We start from the raw sequence: 15,948 nt of genomic DNA on the forward strand, positions 1-15,948 counted from the left end.
CCAGGTTACCTCAATTCGCGGCGATTTGTTTTTTCCAGTTTGCGTATTCGCTGAAGAGAACGTGCGCCGGCTTGTAGGTGTACCAACCGTATCCAGTACGCCGTTCCAGATGAACATCGGAAAGTTGATAGACTTTCTTCCCGTCTCGATTACAGAAGAAGGGCTGATTCGTATCGATTTCGTAATACCGCGCCCAGATGGGGGGAGCGTCGGGATCGGACACGACGATTCGGTCAAAGGTCGTGGTGTGGTGCTCAAACACAATTGGATCGATCGATATCTTTTGCACGCGAATTCCTTCAATCTTCACTTCATCAATCCAGGCAACGGCGGCACCAACAGCGGCAATGACGTCTTCGCTCGGATTAGGCAAAGTCATCAGGAAGCGAACCACCTCGGTGCTTTCAGAAGGAGTGATCGAAGGAAGTTCATAGGCGCGGGCCTTCGTTGCTTTTAACGTTTTATGATCGTGCTGCTGGCACCAGGCTGTTTTCTTTCCGTTCACTTCAATCTGACAATCAAGCGTCACCTGTATCGCGCGGGCGAGTGAAGTCTCCAGTTGACTACGAAGTTCGGAATTAATCCATTCGAATTGGGATTCCTGATTTCTGATTTGCAGAAGCAATCGCATCACGCCCGTCATGACATCATCGTTGTACGTGATTGCGTCGACATCTTTACCACGCCAACCGCCAGAGGCATTCTGTTCATTGAGAATGTATTGTAAACCTCGTTCGGCCCCTTCCCGATATCGATCGAGACGGGTTATTTGGTAAACCTTCGAGAGATAGTCGATCTGCGGGTAGGTGTTTCGGTTATCGAGGGTACTGGATCCCATTGCCCCGCCGCGGATTTTTTGAATCGCTTGCGTATCGGCTTTGGTCAACCAGTCGACATTCTTAGCCCAGCCCCCATCTTCGTTCTGGAATCTGAGGAAGTTCTCGGCAATGTGCACGATTTGGTCAGGGCGATAGCGATCGAATTGATGCACTCGACCATCCTTGGTTTCCCAGTGTCCGATGCTGTCTCGAAACAAACTGAGATCCAGCGGTTCGTACTGTTTCTCCATAGCAAGCTGAAGCGGTTTGGCCTGCGAATCGTCAGCTTTCTCGGCGACCAGAGGGAGACAGAGCGAAAACATCCAACCGAATAACAGCACACCGAGTACAAACAAACGACGCATTGCGTAAACCTTTTCACCTGGAGAAATTGAAAGTGATTTCCAAGTGTTCAGTCTACTGGAGCGTAGGCGGCCAAGTCCATTACGAAAGTATCTGGGCTTCGATCCAGGTAGCCTAGTTCAGTTCGGGCGCATGCTGATCGAGCGGCTCAGGTACGGGAACTTCGTGAAGATCTGGATTCGAGTGCGACTGTAATGCAGACTCTTGTTCGACCCGCATTGCCTGGTTCATACCGATTTGGACAGCGTCTGGTTCCCAACTTTGTCGGTAGAGGTCGTTCTCATACAGATAGTCCTTGTAAGTCTGACTGAATCCGGCCGGCTGTTTGTATTGAGGGATTATAGAGGGGCTACACGTTTTTTTTCGCACGGAGACAGGACTGCGCCGCAAGCAGGCAATTTTTTTGTCTCGTTCCACGCGCAGGTAGTAGCAACCGGTCTGCCCGAAACAGACGGAAACTCCGAGGATTAGCAGTATCAGCTTGGAATATCGCATTGAACTTCGACGGGATGGTAGCTGGGGTTAACTTTAACGATTATGCCGCCTGTTCGTTGTATCGTCCTTCCAGCCTCGTAAACTCAAGGCATAAAAAAAGAAGCGTGCTATTTGCACGCTTCTTTGATCGTTCTTAAATAGATCAACTCGACTCAGCCGTTATTTGGCGGCTGCGTATCGCTCGGCGACGGCGTCCCAATTGACGACCGCCCAGAAAGCGGAGATGTAGTCGGGACGTCGGTTCTGGTAGTTCAGGTAATATGCGTGTTCCCAGACGTCCAGGCCGAGGATCGGGGTGCGACCTTCGGACAGGGGAGTATCCTGGTTGGGAGTACTTTCGATTACCAGTTTGCCACCATCGACGGACAACCAAGCCCAACCACTACCGAAACGAGTGGCTGCAGCATCGCCGAATTTGGTTTTGAATTCGTCGAAGCTTCCGAAGGTTGATTTGATAGCATCTGCTAGTTCGCCAGTGGGTTCGCCACCTGCGTTAGGTCCGATAACGGTCCAGAACAGAGAGTGGTTCGAGTGTCCGCCACCATTGTTGCGGACGGCACCGCGGATTGCTTCGGGAACGGCATTCAGATCGCTCATCAAGTCGTCGATCGACTTGTCAGCCAGTTCGGGATGCCCTTCCAAGGCGGCATTTACTTTAGAGATGTACGCCTGGTGATGTTTCCCATGGTGAATCTCCATCGTTTTTGCATCGATGTGAGGTTCCAGGGCGTCCTGTGCGTAGGGTAGATCAGGAAGACTATAGGCCATAACTTCGCTCCTCTTCAGTAATCTTGATTGGGATGGTCTTTATTATCTTACCAGCCAGATGATTCGAGCCGTTTTTATACGAGCGATGCTTATTCATTACAAACAGCTGCTGAGAGCACGCCCTATACAGGTGCTCGCTCGTTAAAAAGTACGCGTAATCAAACTCCGGATAAGGGAGGGGGGAGATTGCGTATCTATATTGTATTCTAGAACTTACTTTCGAACCCTCAACTAACAGAGTGCAGTAAATCGTAAAAGTTCCTGATACTGGATCGCCAGGTCAGATTGATTTTGAGTCAGTGAAACCTGTTTTCAGCCGGATTCGTTGTTTTTCAACTGTCCAGCTTGAATTTATTGCTGCAAGTTTTGTTAAGATAGTATGTTAGAGCCCTTATTTCCGCCCGAGATTTGCCCCGGATCATTGCCTGCCTAGAATCTGTTCAATGTGCCGAAATAAGAATCCTGATGAATAAGGTCTGGTTTTCCTGTAAATCATAAGTAGGAAAACAGCGTGAAGTGAAGAACCGCAGACTCTGTCCTTATATACAGGACGTTTTCACTCGCATCAGAATTCAGACAAGCCATCGAACTACTATGGGATCAATCAAGGAACACTATATGTCATCCTGCCGATACCTGACCGCCCTTCCGGTTTTCAACGAAGTCAATCACGTCCGTGGCGTTCTCGAAAAGGTAAGCGAATTCAGCCAGGATATCCTGGCAGTCGATGACGGTTCGTCCGACGGTACCTCCGCGGTACTCGACGATCTCGCTCAAAGCAATTTACCGGTCGCTTCCAAGCTGACCGTGGTGCGACATCCCCAGAACCAAGGGTATGGAGCGGCACTGGTAACCGCGTTCAACTACGCCATCGAGCACGGCTACGACGGATTGGTCACGATTGATTGTGACGGACAGCATCAACCGCAGTTGATTCCCGAACTGGTTGCGGCTCTCGAATTCGAGTCGAATGATCCCTGGGACATCGTGTCTGGCAGTCGCTATCTCAAACAGTTTGACGGGGACAGCACCCCACCCATCGACCGTCGTCGCATTAACATCTTTATCACCGAACAGTTTAATCAGCAGTTCGGATTAAATTTGACAGACACCTTCTGCGGATTTAAGGCTTACCGCACCGAAGCTCTGAAAAAGCTGAACATTACCGATACCGGTTATGCCATGCCACTGCAGGTTTGGGTGCAAGCTGCTTTGCAGAAACTTCGGATCACTGAGTTCGCGATTCCACTGGTTTATCTCGACGAAGAACGTTCATTTGGCGGTTCTTTGGATGATTCCAATAAACGGCTGGCCTATTACCAGGAGGTCATCGATCAGGAACTGGCGAGGATGAATCAGAGCGAAAAATCTCAGTTTGATTCTTCTGCCACGTCTTGTGGATCTCACCCCTGTGACGAAAATATTTAGTCGACGCTCGCCGGCAAATCGCATTTAGGCCAGATTTACCGTACAATCTGGGCTGATTTCTCGTTCATACATCGAAAACTGAATGTCGACTGATGCCCTGCTCTATGGTTTCGACTCCCTCTTCCCGGACTACACTGAAGCTCACCGTTCCCCGTACGGACAATTCGCTCCTGGTGGCTCCGAGCTGGCAGGAACTCCCCTGTACCCTTGCCTGTAATCAGGCGGAGCTGGCTAAAGGGAGTCTCTGTTTTCTGGGAAAATCGGAAGCAGAGCTGCGAAATGAGGCACGAACTTCAGTCGTCTGTGCAGCACAAGCTTATCTCGATTCGCTCGGTATTGACCAATCGCCACAGTCGGCAGACGGGCCGATTCTCATGGGGGGCCACCAGCCGACGTTGTTTCATCCGGGTGTCTGGGTGAAGAATTTCGCGATCGCGGAACTGGCAAACATAACCGGTGGCACGGCGATCAATCTGGTGATCGATAACGATCTCGCCGAATCGACCCGCTTCAACTACCCCGACGAAGTGAATGGTCACCTGAAAACGGGGGCGATTGATTTTGGCTCCCGCCTGATTCCCCAGCCTTGGGAAGAATTGTCCGTTCCTGCTGAGTCGCTGCTCGATGACTACGCAGATGCATTGTCTTCCCTATTGGGAAAATGGGATGTCACACCGGCCATCAAATCTGTTTGGCAAGAGGCCTGCCAGAAGGCCCCCCACAATCTGAGTCAGATTTTCACAACGGCTCGTATCCTGCTCGAGCGGCAGTTGGGAGTGAACAATCTCGAATTGCCCATCAGCCTGTTGTCAGAAGAAGAACCTTTTCTTCGTTTTTCTCTGCATCTGATGGTGAACATCGAACGCTTCCGTTCCGATTACAACCAGCAGCTTGCGGCTTATCGCCACCGCAACAAAATCCGAAATGAACAGCATCCTGTTCCCGATCTAGCCGTAGAGGGTGTCTGGCAGGAAGCCCCTTTCTGGATCTGGAAAGCAGGCGCGACCCATCGACATCATGTATGGATTCAGATTACTGACGAGGCAATCCTGTTATCGGATGGTACAGAGGAGCTGGCACGGATTCCTCATCCGAATGCAACCAGTCCCGAGCAGGCGATCCAATCACTCGCCGCGCTCGCTGCCGAAGGCATCCGCTTTCGCCCCCGTGCGTTGACGACAACGCTTTACGCCAGGTTGTTCCTCTGCGACCTGTTTATCCACGGCATAGGTGGGGCAAAATATGACGAAGTCACGGACGATCTGATTCGAGAATTTTATCAGCACGAACCACCCGGTTATCTGACTCTCTCTGGCACGATCTGGTTCCCGCTGCATCGTAACATTGACGTCGCCGCAGAGGATATGGAGTCTCTGAAGGATCAGATTCGCGACCTTCAATATCATCCCGATCAACACCTGAGTAGTGCCCAGCAGGAGACTGCCCGTACGTTGCTAAAAGAACGGGAACAACTTGTCGAAGAGCAGAATGGCTACAAGAACTTAAGCAAGGAAGAGAAACGACACGCGTCAGACCAGAATCGTATTCGCTTTCAAAGATTGAAAGAGATCGCACGCGAACTGACTTTGCTCGTCGCACCGGAACAGAAACGTTTGCAAGCCGAGCTGAAACGGCTCGAAGCACTCTGGGAAGAACGCCAGGTGCAGATCAACCGGGAGTATCCGGCATTATTTTACCCGGTCGAGAAGTTGATAGAATTCACTCAACACTTGCAAGATGAAATCCGGATCGGTTTCTCTGCTTCCTGATTCATATGAGGCCGGCGGGTGCAACAGAATCTTTTTGGCAATATCCCCTCATCGCTTCCCGACGAGTTGATCGAGACTCTCGCTTCAGGCGATAAGGTGCGGGTCGAGCGAATTGTGTCGCAGGGACATCACAGCGCCGAGGACTTCTGGTACGATCAGGAAGAGGCAGAGTGGGTTCTCTTACTAAAAGGGAACGCCCGGTTAGTCTTTCAAGATCCTGCGGAAGCAGTGGAGTTGCAACCGGGGGATTATGTTCTCATTGCAGCTCATCGTAAACATCGTGTCGACTGGACCGCCCCAGATACGCAAACGATCTGGCTGGCGGTCTTTTTCAGAGAGTCGACAGACGATTAAAGTCCTTTCAGGATCTCAACCGCTTTGTTCTCGTAAATCTTCTGCCAGCCCGGAGCGAGGATACAGTCGCTATCTTCCTGGGCGCCTCCTACGTTCAGCAGTTGCTCATCGGTTGGCGCATAATAGATGTATCCGTTGGTGTAACCGGCGACAAAGCTGAGATCGCTGGGAGCTTCCTTTTTGATGTGGAGGCCAATTCGAACCGTCAGTTCACCCGGGAAGGTGGTCATCAGGAAGTTGCCCACGCGAAAGCCAACCAGTTCGACTTCGACTGTTCGCGAACCCGCTGCGATGTTCTGTGCTTGATGCTTTTTGAGTAAACGCAGGTTCGCGTTCAGGCGGGTCATCTTTTCCATTGTAATGATGTTCTCGGTATACCGCTCCATGTTCCCCCGATTGATGCGGTCCATCTCCGTCATATGATTGCGGCCCAGTTTTTCTTCGTACAAATAACGGTGCGAGTAATAACTGGGAAAATCATTGTTCAAGCTGTATTTGACCACAAGCGGCATATAGGTTTTCAGGCTCAAGCTGGTTCCGTTGAGAGAGTTAACCAAACGTAATTGTTCCCGCTCCAGATGGGCAATTTTCTCGGCCAGATCGGCACGTGGAAGTTTCAGTTTTTCGTTGACGACTTTCAAACGACCATCGTTTGTCGTCTCGATTTTGCGGACCCCTTCCAGCGTACTCAGTCCGAGCATGTTTCCGAGAGGTTCACCATCACGGGGATGATCGACGTCTTTATAAAAGACTGGGTTAATGTCTCCCCCGCATCCCTGCACAAAAAGAGCGACAGATCCTTCGCCGAGATTGTCTTCGATGACTTTCGATGAGAAGCCGGTGAAGTCGGCCGTGTTACCTCCACTTGCCGCTCCTTGAATGGGATGACAGGCAAAGTTGTACATGACCGCAACCGGTTTACCACTTTCATCATCGAGTCGCAGGATACCGATTTCAGGATCGATCGGGCCGACTTCGGCCACATCTTCATCAGGAGGAAGTGCGTAGGCGTGTCGCACGTCGATTTCGGTTCCGTCTTTCATTTTCAAACGACGATTTTCTTGAACCCGATTTTCATGTCCGATTCCTGCTCCGACTTGAACTGGGACTAGATTGGCGGCCGCCTCTTTAATCGCCTGGATCGTGCGTTCGTCTGTGTCAGCGACAGGTGTACCGTGACAGTGACTGGCGTTGACCATGATGTTTGTCTCGGGGATATTCAAATCCGCTTTGATTCGAGAACGAACTGTGGGCAGAAAATCGTCTTTGATGTATCCAATCTCTCCGATCGCAACGACGTCCAAGCTACAGATCACCAGTGTTGTTTGTTTGTCGGTAATCACGAGCGCCCGAGTATATAACGGATCATTTACAGGGCCCGCATCGCGTTCGGTGATATCAACTTTCGCCGCTCCTGCCCAAAGCTGCGGAGCTGCTGCTAAGAGCACGTGCGACGCATTACTCGTTAGAAACGCGAGGATAAGAATGAGAAGAGGAAACGATTTTCGAAGACTAAACATGTATCAAACCTTAGTTCGCGAGAGTTTCGAATGTTCGAAGCATTCGTCGGTATAAGAATAGTCAGATTGTTATTTTGAGTTTACAGGGAGACTTCATTCAACGGCAACAGGTTTACTCAGTCCGCCATCTGATGAAAACGGTACGAATACAGATCGCCATCGGACAGGACGAATCGCAAACGGACGGGAGTACCGGCGAGCTTGCCAATATCGGTTTCGGAATTCCAGGTAACCTGCTGGGACGTGCTGTCACCAAACAGTTCAGGACAATCATCCAGCGAAAATCCGGGAATAGGCTGGCCACTGGCATCTTGTAATTCCACTCGAAGGCTACCCGCCGCTGAAGTGGCATAGTTGATTTCGAGCTTGTTCCCTTTGAAGATCACCGGCTTAGTGATCAGCTCGCCGCCCGCATATTTCGCATTAAGTGAGACGAAGCCATCCAGTCGAACGGTGTACCGCCGCAACTGATGTTCGTTTTCCCGCCAATAGCCTTCGCTGAACTGGGTCGAAAGTTCCATTCCGCCACCCGGTTCGGCAGATTCCGTTTCCCAAACACCATAAGTCTGATAGTTGTCGCCATAAATCCAACGCCCTTCCCCTTGCGGACCGGGTCGGAAAAAGGCTTCATCCCAACGATTAAAAACTTGCCCATCGCGACTCGTCATAAACAGACCGTCCGTCAGATCCGTTCCGCCTCGCTCATAGAGGTTAAGAAAATCACTTCGAAGATCGAGCGGAGGGAGGGAGGCAACGTGTTTGGTATTGGAACGCGCCACATATCGAGTCGGAAACCCCATCAAGATGTGTGGAGCGCGATGATAGGGAAGCACATGGTTTGTATACATCTGCTGAGGGGGAGAATCGGGATATTCGAGTTCGACTGGCTCGGTCCAAGTCTTAAAGTCTTCCGAATAGGCAACCATCACCAAGCGGAGATCTCGGGCAACATGTCTAATGTAAATGCAATACCGTTCATGGACGGAGTCCCAGAAACAGGTGTTGTGCGAGTCGAACGGCCCCTGCGTGATGATCGGTTTCGTGCTTAACTTCGACCAGTGAATTCCATCGGCCGACTGGAACGAGTAAATCCCTTTCGACGTAATGGTGCCCCCGACAGCCTTAAATCTTGTCTGAGGGTCAGCGGCTGGATTGGTGTCAATGAAAGGGGAAAAGTTGTGATTTTCCGCTCCGCCCAGCCAGACAATATTGTTCTTTTCGTAATTCCCCCATTTGAAGAGATTCAGATTGGGTTTGCTCCAGTGAATGCCGTCCCTGCTTTCTGCGTAGCAGGTGACTTCGGAGTGCTCCATCCGCAACGGAGGATCATCAGGGTCCACAACGAATCGGTGACCACAGTAATACATCCGGAAGAGATCGCCATCTTTGATGACGGTCGGATATCCACTACTGTTCCCCTCCCAAGGTTCGTTGAGCGTCAACGCGACCTCGCGGGCAACGGGATGATGCAGACGAAGCTCGACCTCACCACTCATCTTTTCGGTCAAAGCGTGGTCAATCAGAAGTTCACGGCGGTCGCCAATGTCGATGGCATCTTCAGCACAGACTGGGAATGATGACAAGCAGACGACCAACATGGTGAGCAGGCGTAGTGGTGTCATGGGTGGGAATCTCATCGGGTGGGCGAGAAGGAGGTTGGATACCTTTATCATGCCTCTTCCGTCGATCAATGTACACCCATTACACGGAAACTGCCGCCAAAGGCAGTCCTAGAGAATGAAACGCTGTGCCCGTTCTTCAATCTCTTCCAGAGTAAAAAAGTCGCCTTTGCCTGCTCCAGGGCAGTCTCTTTTTACGTGCCGCCACATATCTTCCGAAGAGATATTCGAACTCCAGAAGGGCCAGGTCTGGCATTGGATGGGGCGGACGGGGTAGATCGTGCAACCTCGTGATTCTCCGTCGAAAAAGACACAATCCCCGTTGGCGTATTCCCGTAAGGAAAGCCGATTGCCTATTAACCGGGTGTGCATCAGCCGAAATTCTCCGGTGGTCAGTTCCAGGTGATCAGCCATCGCTTTGACCTCTTCATCACTGATCCAGACGGCACCTGGACCGCCTGTGCAGCAGTTACCGCAGCCGGTGCATTTGAATTTCAACCCGTCGGCGTACCAAGGTTTCGGCTTATCGGCATCGGAGTCTGATTTTTCTGGTTCGTTCTCGGAATTGTTCATGAAGAACATTTTAAGAGTTGTCGGACAGCATCACAATTGCAGATCCGCAGTAGTTTTTTGTTAAAACTTTCCGTACAATCCGGTAGATTCCCGAGGAAGGGATCCTTCCCGTTTATTATCGATTCATTGAGGAGTTTTACCTTGGATTTGCCGCGTAATCCAACCCGGGCAGTGGTGATTGGAAATGTCATCATCGGTGACGGTAATCCGATTGCCGTACAGAGCATGACTGCAACCAAAACAGCGAATATCGATGCCACCGTCGAGCAAATCCACGCCCTGGAAGAAGCGGGAGCCGATATTGTCCGGATTGCGGTCGACAATAAAAAAGAAGCGGCAGCCCTCATCGAAATTAGAAAACAGACGAAAGCAAACCTGTCTGTCGATTTGCAGGAAAACTACCGTCTTGCGGAAGTCGTAGCCCCCTACGTGAATAAGCTACGCTACAACCCCGGGCACCTTTACCACCACGAGCGGGAAAAACCGTGGCAGGACAAAGTTCGCTACATCGCCGGGATCGCTGCCGATAACGATTGCGCGATGCGAGTCGGGGTGAACTGCGGCTCAGTGGATCCGGCGAAGCTGGACAAGTACAACCCGGAAGATTCCATCTCACCTATGCTCGAAAGTGCATTCGACCATTGTGAATTTCTCGATTCCATTGGTTTCACTCGCTACTGTGTCTCCCTGAAAGATTCCGATCCGCGGAAGGTGATCGAAGTCAATCAACGCTTCGCACAGGAACGCCCCGAGATTCCAATTCATCTGGGTGTGACGGAAGCGGGCATGCCGCCCGATGGAATTATCAAAACGCGAATTGCTTTCGAGCAATTGATCAGCCAGGGCATTGGTGACACATTACGAGTTTCGTTGACATTACCTAATCCGCGTAAACATGAAGAAATCGCCGCCGGTCGTGGAATTCTGGAAGACATTGCCAACGGACGCGTTCGCACGGTCGTCGATTTTGGCACTAATACACTCAACATCATCAGCTGCCCCAGTTGCTCGCGTGTTGAGAACGAAGCCTTCGTCGATCTGGCTCAAGATGTCCGCACCATGACGGAATACGCGAAAGAATACGCGATCACCATCGCAGTAATGGGCTGCCGTGTGAACGGTCCCGGTGAAACAGATGATGCAGACCTCGGACTCTGGTGTGCCCCCAATTACGTCAACCTTAAACGGGGTGGCGAAGCATTAGGCGCTTTCCCCTATGACGAAATCCTGCCCAAGCTGAAAGCCGAACTTGACTCGTTGATTGAAGAACGATCGAAAGAAATGGTGTAGCGGATGTTGCAGTTTTCAGGTCTTGCTTGTTAGGAAACTGGTGATTCAACAACAGACTGAGACATCAATCATATCTCTGTTCGTTTCACCTGTGCGGCAAGATTCCGAACACGTCGTTCATTAAGCTCTGCGGGAAGAAGTTGTTGCAAGTTATCTGCCGCCGCGGCGATACCGAATGGAACGGCGTCAGGAACTGACATTCCCGCGTCGAGTGCCCAGGCGAGTCCGCCAGTGAAGCAGTCTCCGCAACCGATGGCATTGACGACAGGGACAGCCAGCGAGCTATATTTATAACTTTTGTTTATCGACGCAAGGTACAAGTCCTCTCCCCCTTGAGTAACCAGAACCCACTGTGCTCCCGCTTCCAATAGTTCCTGCATCCCCGCAAGAAGGTCCGTTTCGGATTCAAGCGGACGTCCCAAAGTCATTTCAAGCTCGGAGCGATTCGGTTTCACGACGAGCGGATTCATATCGAGAATCGCTCTCAAACCCGGTCCTCGAAAATCGCAAATAGCCGGTTTATCGCATTTTTCCAGAATCGACCGGTAGTAGTTAGGATCGGTGGCTTCAGGAAGCGACCCAGTCAGCACGAACAGATTGAAGTCATCGGCTGCTTGTTCAATGCAGCTGAGATACGCATCCAACTCCTGCTGTGGCATATTGCGGGAATTCTCGACGAGTTCCGTGATCCTGTTATCTGTCTGGGAAATAACAGTCGTGCACACGCGTGTTTCGACAGTGGAATCGATCCAGACGGCGCGGGCTCCTGATTTTTCAAACCGACGCTTCATTGCTTCACCGTTCATCCCACCGGCGGGAGAGAAGGTAACCGCGTTACCGCCGAGGCTGTGAATCGCCAGACCGCAGTTGAGGACTTTGCCAGAGGCGCACCAATGCACTTCGGTAGCCCGATTGACATCATCCAGCTTCAGGTCATTGAAAACCATAATCTGCTGCCAGGCAGGGGTCAGTCCGACCACACCAATCACAAGTTCGCCTCCAGAATGGAAAGGAGTTCTGTATCAGACAGCTCTCTCGGGTTCCCGTTCATGCTGTTTCCACGGGAGCTTTGCACGATGGCGGGAAGTTGGTCGCGCGTAACGCCGATCTCGGATAATTGGGAGGGTAACCTCAGTGCGGCATTGAGGTCCTGGATATCGGTGATCAACCATTCGGCGTTATTCGTGTCGCTACTGACGCGTTGATTGGCTTTCATGCGGCCCATCTCGGCGAGCTTGGCGAGGGCTATCTCGCGATTTGCTTGAAGGGCGATAGGTAATAACAGAGCGCACGCCCGACCATGATTGACGTTGGCGTGAACACCCAGAGCTGCTGCGACACCGTGTGCCATTCCCAATCCCGAGTTCGCCAACGCAATGCCGGAGAGGAACGCAGCATGTGCCATCTTTGCACGGGCGGTCCGTTTTTCTTCCTCATCGCATTTGTGTGTGAACTTCTCCATGGCATTGAAGGCAAGCTTCAGTCCCTCCCGGCAGATCATTTCTGTCATCGGGGTCGCTCGACAGGAGATGAAGCTTTCAATCAACTGAGTAATCGCATCCATCCCACTTTCGGCTGTTGGCTGGGGAGGGAGAGTCATCGTTGCTTCGGGATCGATGATGACCCACCGGGGTACCATTTTGCTGGAGCGAAGTGATTTTTTGAAAGGGGGATCGTAGTTGGAAATTACGGCGTTTTTTGTCGCTTCTGCACCAGTTCCCGATGTCGTAGGCAGCGCGATGATTGGAAGCGGATCTTCCTTAAGCTGATAACCTTTGCCAACTCCTTCGAGGTAATCTTTAACACTCTCCCCTTCTACATTGGTCGCCATCGCCGCAACGGCCTTGGCAAGATCCATGGCAGAGCCTCCTCCAATGCCGAGGACCGCATCCCCTTTTACTGGGCTTAATGCACGAAGTTTGGTTGTTGCCTCGTCGACATCCTCGACGAGTGGTTCCCGGCTGATGTTCGCCAGTGGTTTTGTATCGATCCCGGCGTCATTCAGTGACAGAAGAAGCTCTTGAATATACCCGTTGCTGTTCAGCTTTTTAGATCCAGAAACAACAAATACTCGTTTGATATCTCCTTTGATCAATTCGGCCAATTCAAAACGACGATCCCATCCGAACAGGACGTGCGCAGGTGACACCCAGTCGTACTGTGGATTGAAGGATGAAGTTGAATGAGAAAATTGATTCACCGAAAAGTAATCCCAAGTCAGGAAGTGATGAAAACGACCAGTAAGCTACTCGCTTTTCTCAGGGAGAGGGTCTCCTTCTCCGATTTCTTTTTCGAGGAGGCTCATGGTTGGGCTGCGGAAGTGAAAGTCGACGACTAAGGGGAGGTGGTCGGAAGCGTCGCGAGTTTTAAGCGAGCGAACCATATGGGTATGTTTTATCTTGAGGCCATGATTAACGAAAAGTTTATCGAGCGATCCCATGGGCATGTACGCGGGGAAGGAACGAAACTTTGACGCAGGTCGCGTGATGTGACGGAAACCTTGATGAGCGAACGGTCCATTTGCCAGGTTATTCCTCCAATCGTTGGTGTCGCCAATGATTAACGTGGGGTGTTCAGCATACTTTTTGAAGGATGTGTGCATCAACAGTTTGCGTGCTTGCCAGATTCGTTCTTTCTCGGCCAGTCCAAGATGCCAGTTGACCAGATGCAGTTTTCCTTCGGGAGTATCGACGACACACATCTGGGCGCCTCGATTCTTTTTCTGATTCAGCTTAAGCGAAATTTGCTCTGTCTCCTGAAACTTCCAACGAGACAAGACCAGGTTGCCGTATCCTCCCGCTTTCAGTTTGACGTTGAGCTGAAACAGTTTGTGGTCGAGGGAGAAGTATTTCGCAAACAGCTCGGGTTGATCGTGAAACTTAGATCGCCTGGCATTGGTATCGACCTCTTGCAGGCAGACCAAGTCCGGATTCTGTTCTTCAATGACTTCGCAAATTCGTTCCAGACGGTAGCGACGGTCCCTCCCTCCGATTCCTTTATGGATATTATAACTCAGCAGTCGCATGAACTCTTCCCGTTGGTCGCGGATTGCCGAACCCGAAGGCGCGATATGGAATCGGCAGAGGTAGTAAAGCTTCCCCTTCCTGTCGATCAGGCAACCCTGCTTTCACAGAATAGGCGGAGGCCGAGTAAGATGGGGATAGTGAAGTTTATGGACAAATGAGTTTGACGGTAACCCGTTTTGCGGTCAAGGGTTCAGACTTTTACCTATTCTGTGGGAAGTTGCCGGAATCATTGGCAAAAGTCCTGCAAAAAAGGGACGGAGTTCCCCGTTAATTGCTGCCGGACGGCCCGTTCTGTTTGAATTTTGCCCCCGGTAGGCCTACGATGTTGGTTTCTAACTCCGGTGAGAATCTCTCTATTTCGCTCTCCCGTTCCCTTCGCTGTCTGATAATCCGTCAGAGGCGGCAAACTATGGAGTCACAGATTGTGTGATTTCGCAGTTTTTGGGCTGAGGTGCGTAAAATAGGCAATTCAACGGTAGTAGCGGCTATTGCTGAGAACGAGAACTTGTCGTTTTCAAACCGGCCCCATTAATTAATCAAACAGAACCGCCTTCGAGATACCCTGACGCATTTCCCGGCTCCGAACTCAATTTGCCGGGTGGAGAAATTTTGATGACTGAAGCACCCCGCAAATTTGGAACACAATGCCTGCACGCCGGTCAGGAACCTGATTCGGCCACGAACTCTCGTGCTGTTCCGATTTATCAGACCACTTCTTATGTATTCAACGACACTGACCACGCAGCGAACCTGTTCGCCCTGAAAGAATTCGGGAACATCTACTCCCGGATTATGAATCCCACCTGCGATGTTCTGGAAAAACGCCTGGCAACTCTTCACGGAGGTTCGGGTGCTCTGGCTGTTGCTTCCGGTCAAGCTGCTGAAACGTTGGCGATTCTGAATATCGTCGAATCTGGCCAGAATATCGTTTCCAGCTCCAGCCTGTACGGTGGAACCTACAACCTGTTCCACTACACATTTCCAAAAATGAACATCGGTTGCAAGTTCGTCGATCAGTCCGATCCGAACAACTTCAAAAACGCGATCGACGAAAACACACGAGCCCTCTATGTGGAAACGCTCGGTAACCCACGTGGGGATGTTCCCGATTTCGAAGCGATCAGTAAAATCGCACACGAAGCAGGAATTCCGCTGATCGTGGATAACACGCTGGCCTCTCCTTACCTGTGCCGACCAATGGAACATGGAGCCGATATTGTTGTCAGTTCCTGTACGAAATTCATCGGTGGTCACGGAACCAGCATCGGCGGAATCATCATCGAAAAAGGGGACTTCCCCTGGGACAATGGAAAATTTCCTACGATGACGGAACCTGATCCGAGCTATCACGGCATGAAGTTCATGGAAACATTCGGCCCTATGAACATTGCTTATATCATCAAAGCCCGTACACAAGGTCTCCGAGACCTGGGGGCGGCGATGTCCCCTTTTAACGCATTCCAGTTATTACAGGGTTTGGAAACTCTGCATCTGCGTATGGAACGTCACTGTTCCAACGCACTCGCCGTTGCTGAATTCCTGGATAGTCATCCTAAAGTTTCCTGGGTGAACTACCTCGGACTGAAATCTCATTCAAACTATAAATTGGGACAGAAATACCTTCCCAATGGTTCTGGATCGGTCTTTGGCTTCGGTATCGCAGGTTCTACTCCAGAAGAACAACAGGCGAATGGTATCAAGCTGATCAACAGCCTGAACCTTTTCTCGCACCTGGCTAATGTGGGCGACGCAAAGTCCCTCATTATTCATCCTTCCAGCACGACTCATCAGCAACTGACACCTGAAGAACAGGCTTCAAGTGGTGTTTCCCCTGATTTCATCAGGTTGTCCATCGGGATCGAAGATGCAGATGACATCATTGGTGACTTGAAACAGGCTTTGGATGCCATCTAAAGCTTGTCCCC

General features: G+C 51.0%; 14 protein-coding genes. 5 read left to right on the forward strand and 9 right to left on the reverse strand.

The annotated features are described in order from the left end of the window. Positions 1-10: 10 nt before the first annotated feature. From pelA to Pla110_RS11525, 3 genes are all read right to left on the reverse strand, one after another. Entirely contained in the window at positions 11-1,183 is a 1,173-nt protein-coding gene (pelA, locus tag Pla110_RS11515) for a pectate lyase (RefSeq protein ID WP_144995908.1), read from the reverse strand. 112 nt (positions 1,184-1,295) lie between these two features. Continuing rightward, positions 1,296-1,676, reverse strand: a complete 381-nt coding sequence (locus tag Pla110_RS11520; protein WP_144995909.1) for a hypothetical protein — start codon at positions 1,674-1,676, stop codon at positions 1,296-1,298. A 159-nt stretch (positions 1,677-1,835) separates the two neighbouring features. After that, positions 1,836-2,444 (reverse strand): superoxide dismutase, encoded by a 609-nt coding sequence (locus tag Pla110_RS11525; RefSeq protein ID WP_144995910.1) that lies wholly within the window; start codon positions 2,442-2,444, stop codon positions 1,836-1,838. A gap of 618 nt (positions 2,445-3,062) precedes the next feature. Between Pla110_RS11525 and Pla110_RS11530 the strand changes: the two genes are divergently transcribed. The 3 genes from Pla110_RS11530 to Pla110_RS11540 all read left to right on the forward strand — a co-directional run bounded on the left by Pla110_RS11530 (position 3,063) and on the right by Pla110_RS11540 (position 5,995). After that, entirely contained in the window at positions 3,063-3,872 is an 810-nt protein-coding gene (locus tag Pla110_RS11530) for a glycosyltransferase family 2 protein (protein ID WP_144995911.1), read from the forward strand. A 92-nt stretch (positions 3,873-3,964) separates the two neighbouring features. Beyond that, on the forward strand, positions 3,965-5,641 hold the full coding sequence (locus tag Pla110_RS11535; protein ID WP_144995912.1) for a hypothetical protein: 1,677 nt from the start codon (positions 3,965-3,967) through the stop codon (positions 5,639-5,641). 18 nt (positions 5,642-5,659) lie between these two features. Continuing rightward, on the forward strand, positions 5,660-5,995 hold the full coding sequence (locus Pla110_RS11540) for a cupin domain-containing protein (protein WP_144995913.1): 336 nt from the start codon (positions 5,660-5,662) through the stop codon (positions 5,993-5,995). On the opposite strand, the gene Pla110_RS11545 is transcribed toward Pla110_RS11540, so the two are convergent. The 3 genes from Pla110_RS11545 to Pla110_RS11555 form a co-directional block, all read right to left on the reverse strand. Further along, on the reverse strand, positions 5,992-7,515 hold the full coding sequence (locus Pla110_RS11545; protein ID WP_197440146.1) for a hypothetical protein: 1,524 nt from the start codon (positions 7,513-7,515) through the stop codon (positions 5,992-5,994). The genes Pla110_RS11540 and Pla110_RS11545 overlap by 4 nt on opposite strands. A 116-nt stretch (positions 7,516-7,631) precedes the next feature. Continuing rightward, positions 7,632-9,137, reverse strand: a complete 1,506-nt coding sequence (locus Pla110_RS11550) for a glycoside hydrolase family protein (RefSeq protein WP_144995914.1) — start codon at positions 9,135-9,137, stop codon at positions 7,632-7,634. Positions 9,138-9,245: 108 nt separating this feature from the next. Next, positions 9,246-9,707 carry a YkgJ family cysteine cluster protein gene (locus Pla110_RS11555; RefSeq protein WP_144995915.1) on the reverse strand — a complete coding sequence of 154 codons (462 nt, stop codon included), beginning with the start codon at positions 9,705-9,707 and terminating at the stop codon, positions 9,246-9,248. Between the two features lie 141 nt (positions 9,708-9,848). On the opposite strand from Pla110_RS11555, the gene ispG reads away from it, so the two are divergent. After that, positions 9,849-10,997 (forward strand): (E)-4-hydroxy-3-methylbut-2-enyl-diphosphate synthase, encoded by a 1,149-nt coding sequence (ispG, locus tag Pla110_RS11560; RefSeq protein WP_144995916.1) that lies wholly within the window; start codon positions 9,849-9,851, stop codon positions 10,995-10,997. A 68-nt stretch (positions 10,998-11,065) separates the two neighbouring features. On the opposite strand, the gene Pla110_RS11565 is transcribed toward ispG, so the two are convergent. From Pla110_RS11565 to Pla110_RS11575, 3 genes are read right to left on the reverse strand one after another with little or no spacing between them, the layout of a single operon-like run. Continuing rightward, positions 11,066-11,986, reverse strand: a complete 921-nt coding sequence (locus Pla110_RS11565; RefSeq protein ID WP_144995917.1) for a 1-phosphofructokinase family hexose kinase — start codon at positions 11,984-11,986, stop codon at positions 11,066-11,068. Then, positions 11,983-13,197 carry an iron-containing alcohol dehydrogenase gene (locus Pla110_RS11570; protein ID WP_144995918.1) on the reverse strand — a complete coding sequence of 405 codons (1,215 nt, stop codon included), beginning with the start codon at positions 13,195-13,197 and terminating at the stop codon, positions 11,983-11,985. Before Pla110_RS11570 ends, Pla110_RS11565 begins: the two co-directional genes overlap by 4 nt. A gap of 45 nt (positions 13,198-13,242) precedes the next feature. Next, on the reverse strand, positions 13,243-14,022 hold the full coding sequence (locus tag Pla110_RS11575; RefSeq protein ID WP_144995919.1) for an endonuclease/exonuclease/phosphatase family protein: 780 nt from the start codon (positions 14,020-14,022) through the stop codon (positions 13,243-13,245). A 613-nt stretch (positions 14,023-14,635) separates the two neighbouring features. Between Pla110_RS11575 and Pla110_RS11580 the strand changes: the two genes are divergently transcribed. Continuing rightward, positions 14,636-15,937: an O-acetylhomoserine aminocarboxypropyltransferase/cysteine synthase family protein gene (locus tag Pla110_RS11580; RefSeq protein WP_144995920.1), complete on the forward strand. Its 1,302-nt coding sequence runs from the start codon at positions 14,636-14,638 to the stop codon at positions 15,935-15,937. Positions 15,938-15,948 lie beyond the last annotated feature (11 nt).

It is taken from the genome of Polystyrenella longa, from assembly GCF_007750395.1.
GTDB lineage: Bacteria > Planctomycetota > Planctomycetia > Planctomycetales > Planctomycetaceae > Polystyrenella > Polystyrenella longa.

Bases quoted from the DNA above. Each gene is read 5' to 3' on its own strand.
- Pla110_RS11525 (WP_144995910.1), bottom strand. From the start codon at position 2,444: ATGGCCTATAGTCTTCCTGATCTACCCTACGCACAGGACGCCCTGGAA.
- Pla110_RS11545 (WP_197440146.1), bottom strand. From the start codon at position 7,515: ATGTTTAGTCTTCGAAAATCGTTTCCTCTTCTCATTCTTATCCTCGCG.
- Pla110_RS11520 (WP_144995909.1), bottom strand. From the start codon at position 1,676: ATGCGATATTCCAAGCTGATACTGCTAATCCTCGGAGTTTCCGTCTGT.
- Pla110_RS11575 (WP_144995919.1), bottom strand. From the start codon at position 14,022: ATGCGACTGCTGAGTTATAATATCCATAAAGGAATCGGAGGGAGGGAC.
- Pla110_RS11555 (WP_144995915.1), bottom strand. From the start codon at position 9,707: ATGAACAATTCCGAGAACGAACCAGAAAAATCAGACTCCGATGCCGAT.
- Pla110_RS11550 (WP_144995914.1), bottom strand. From the start codon at position 9,137: ATGACACCACTACGCCTGCTCACCATGTTGGTCGTCTGCTTGTCATCA.
- Pla110_RS11580 (WP_144995920.1), top strand. From the start codon at position 14,636: ATGACTGAAGCACCCCGCAAATTTGGAACACAATGCCTGCACGCCGGT.
- pelA (WP_144995908.1), bottom strand. From the start codon at position 1,183: ATGCGTCGTTTGTTTGTACTCGGTGTGCTGTTATTCGGTTGGATGTTT.
- Pla110_RS11535 (WP_144995912.1), top strand. From the start codon at position 3,965: ATGCCCTGCTCTATGGTTTCGACTCCCTCTTCCCGGACTACACTGAAG.
- Pla110_RS11530 (WP_144995911.1), top strand. From the start codon at position 3,063: ATGTCATCCTGCCGATACCTGACCGCCCTTCCGGTTTTCAACGAAGTC.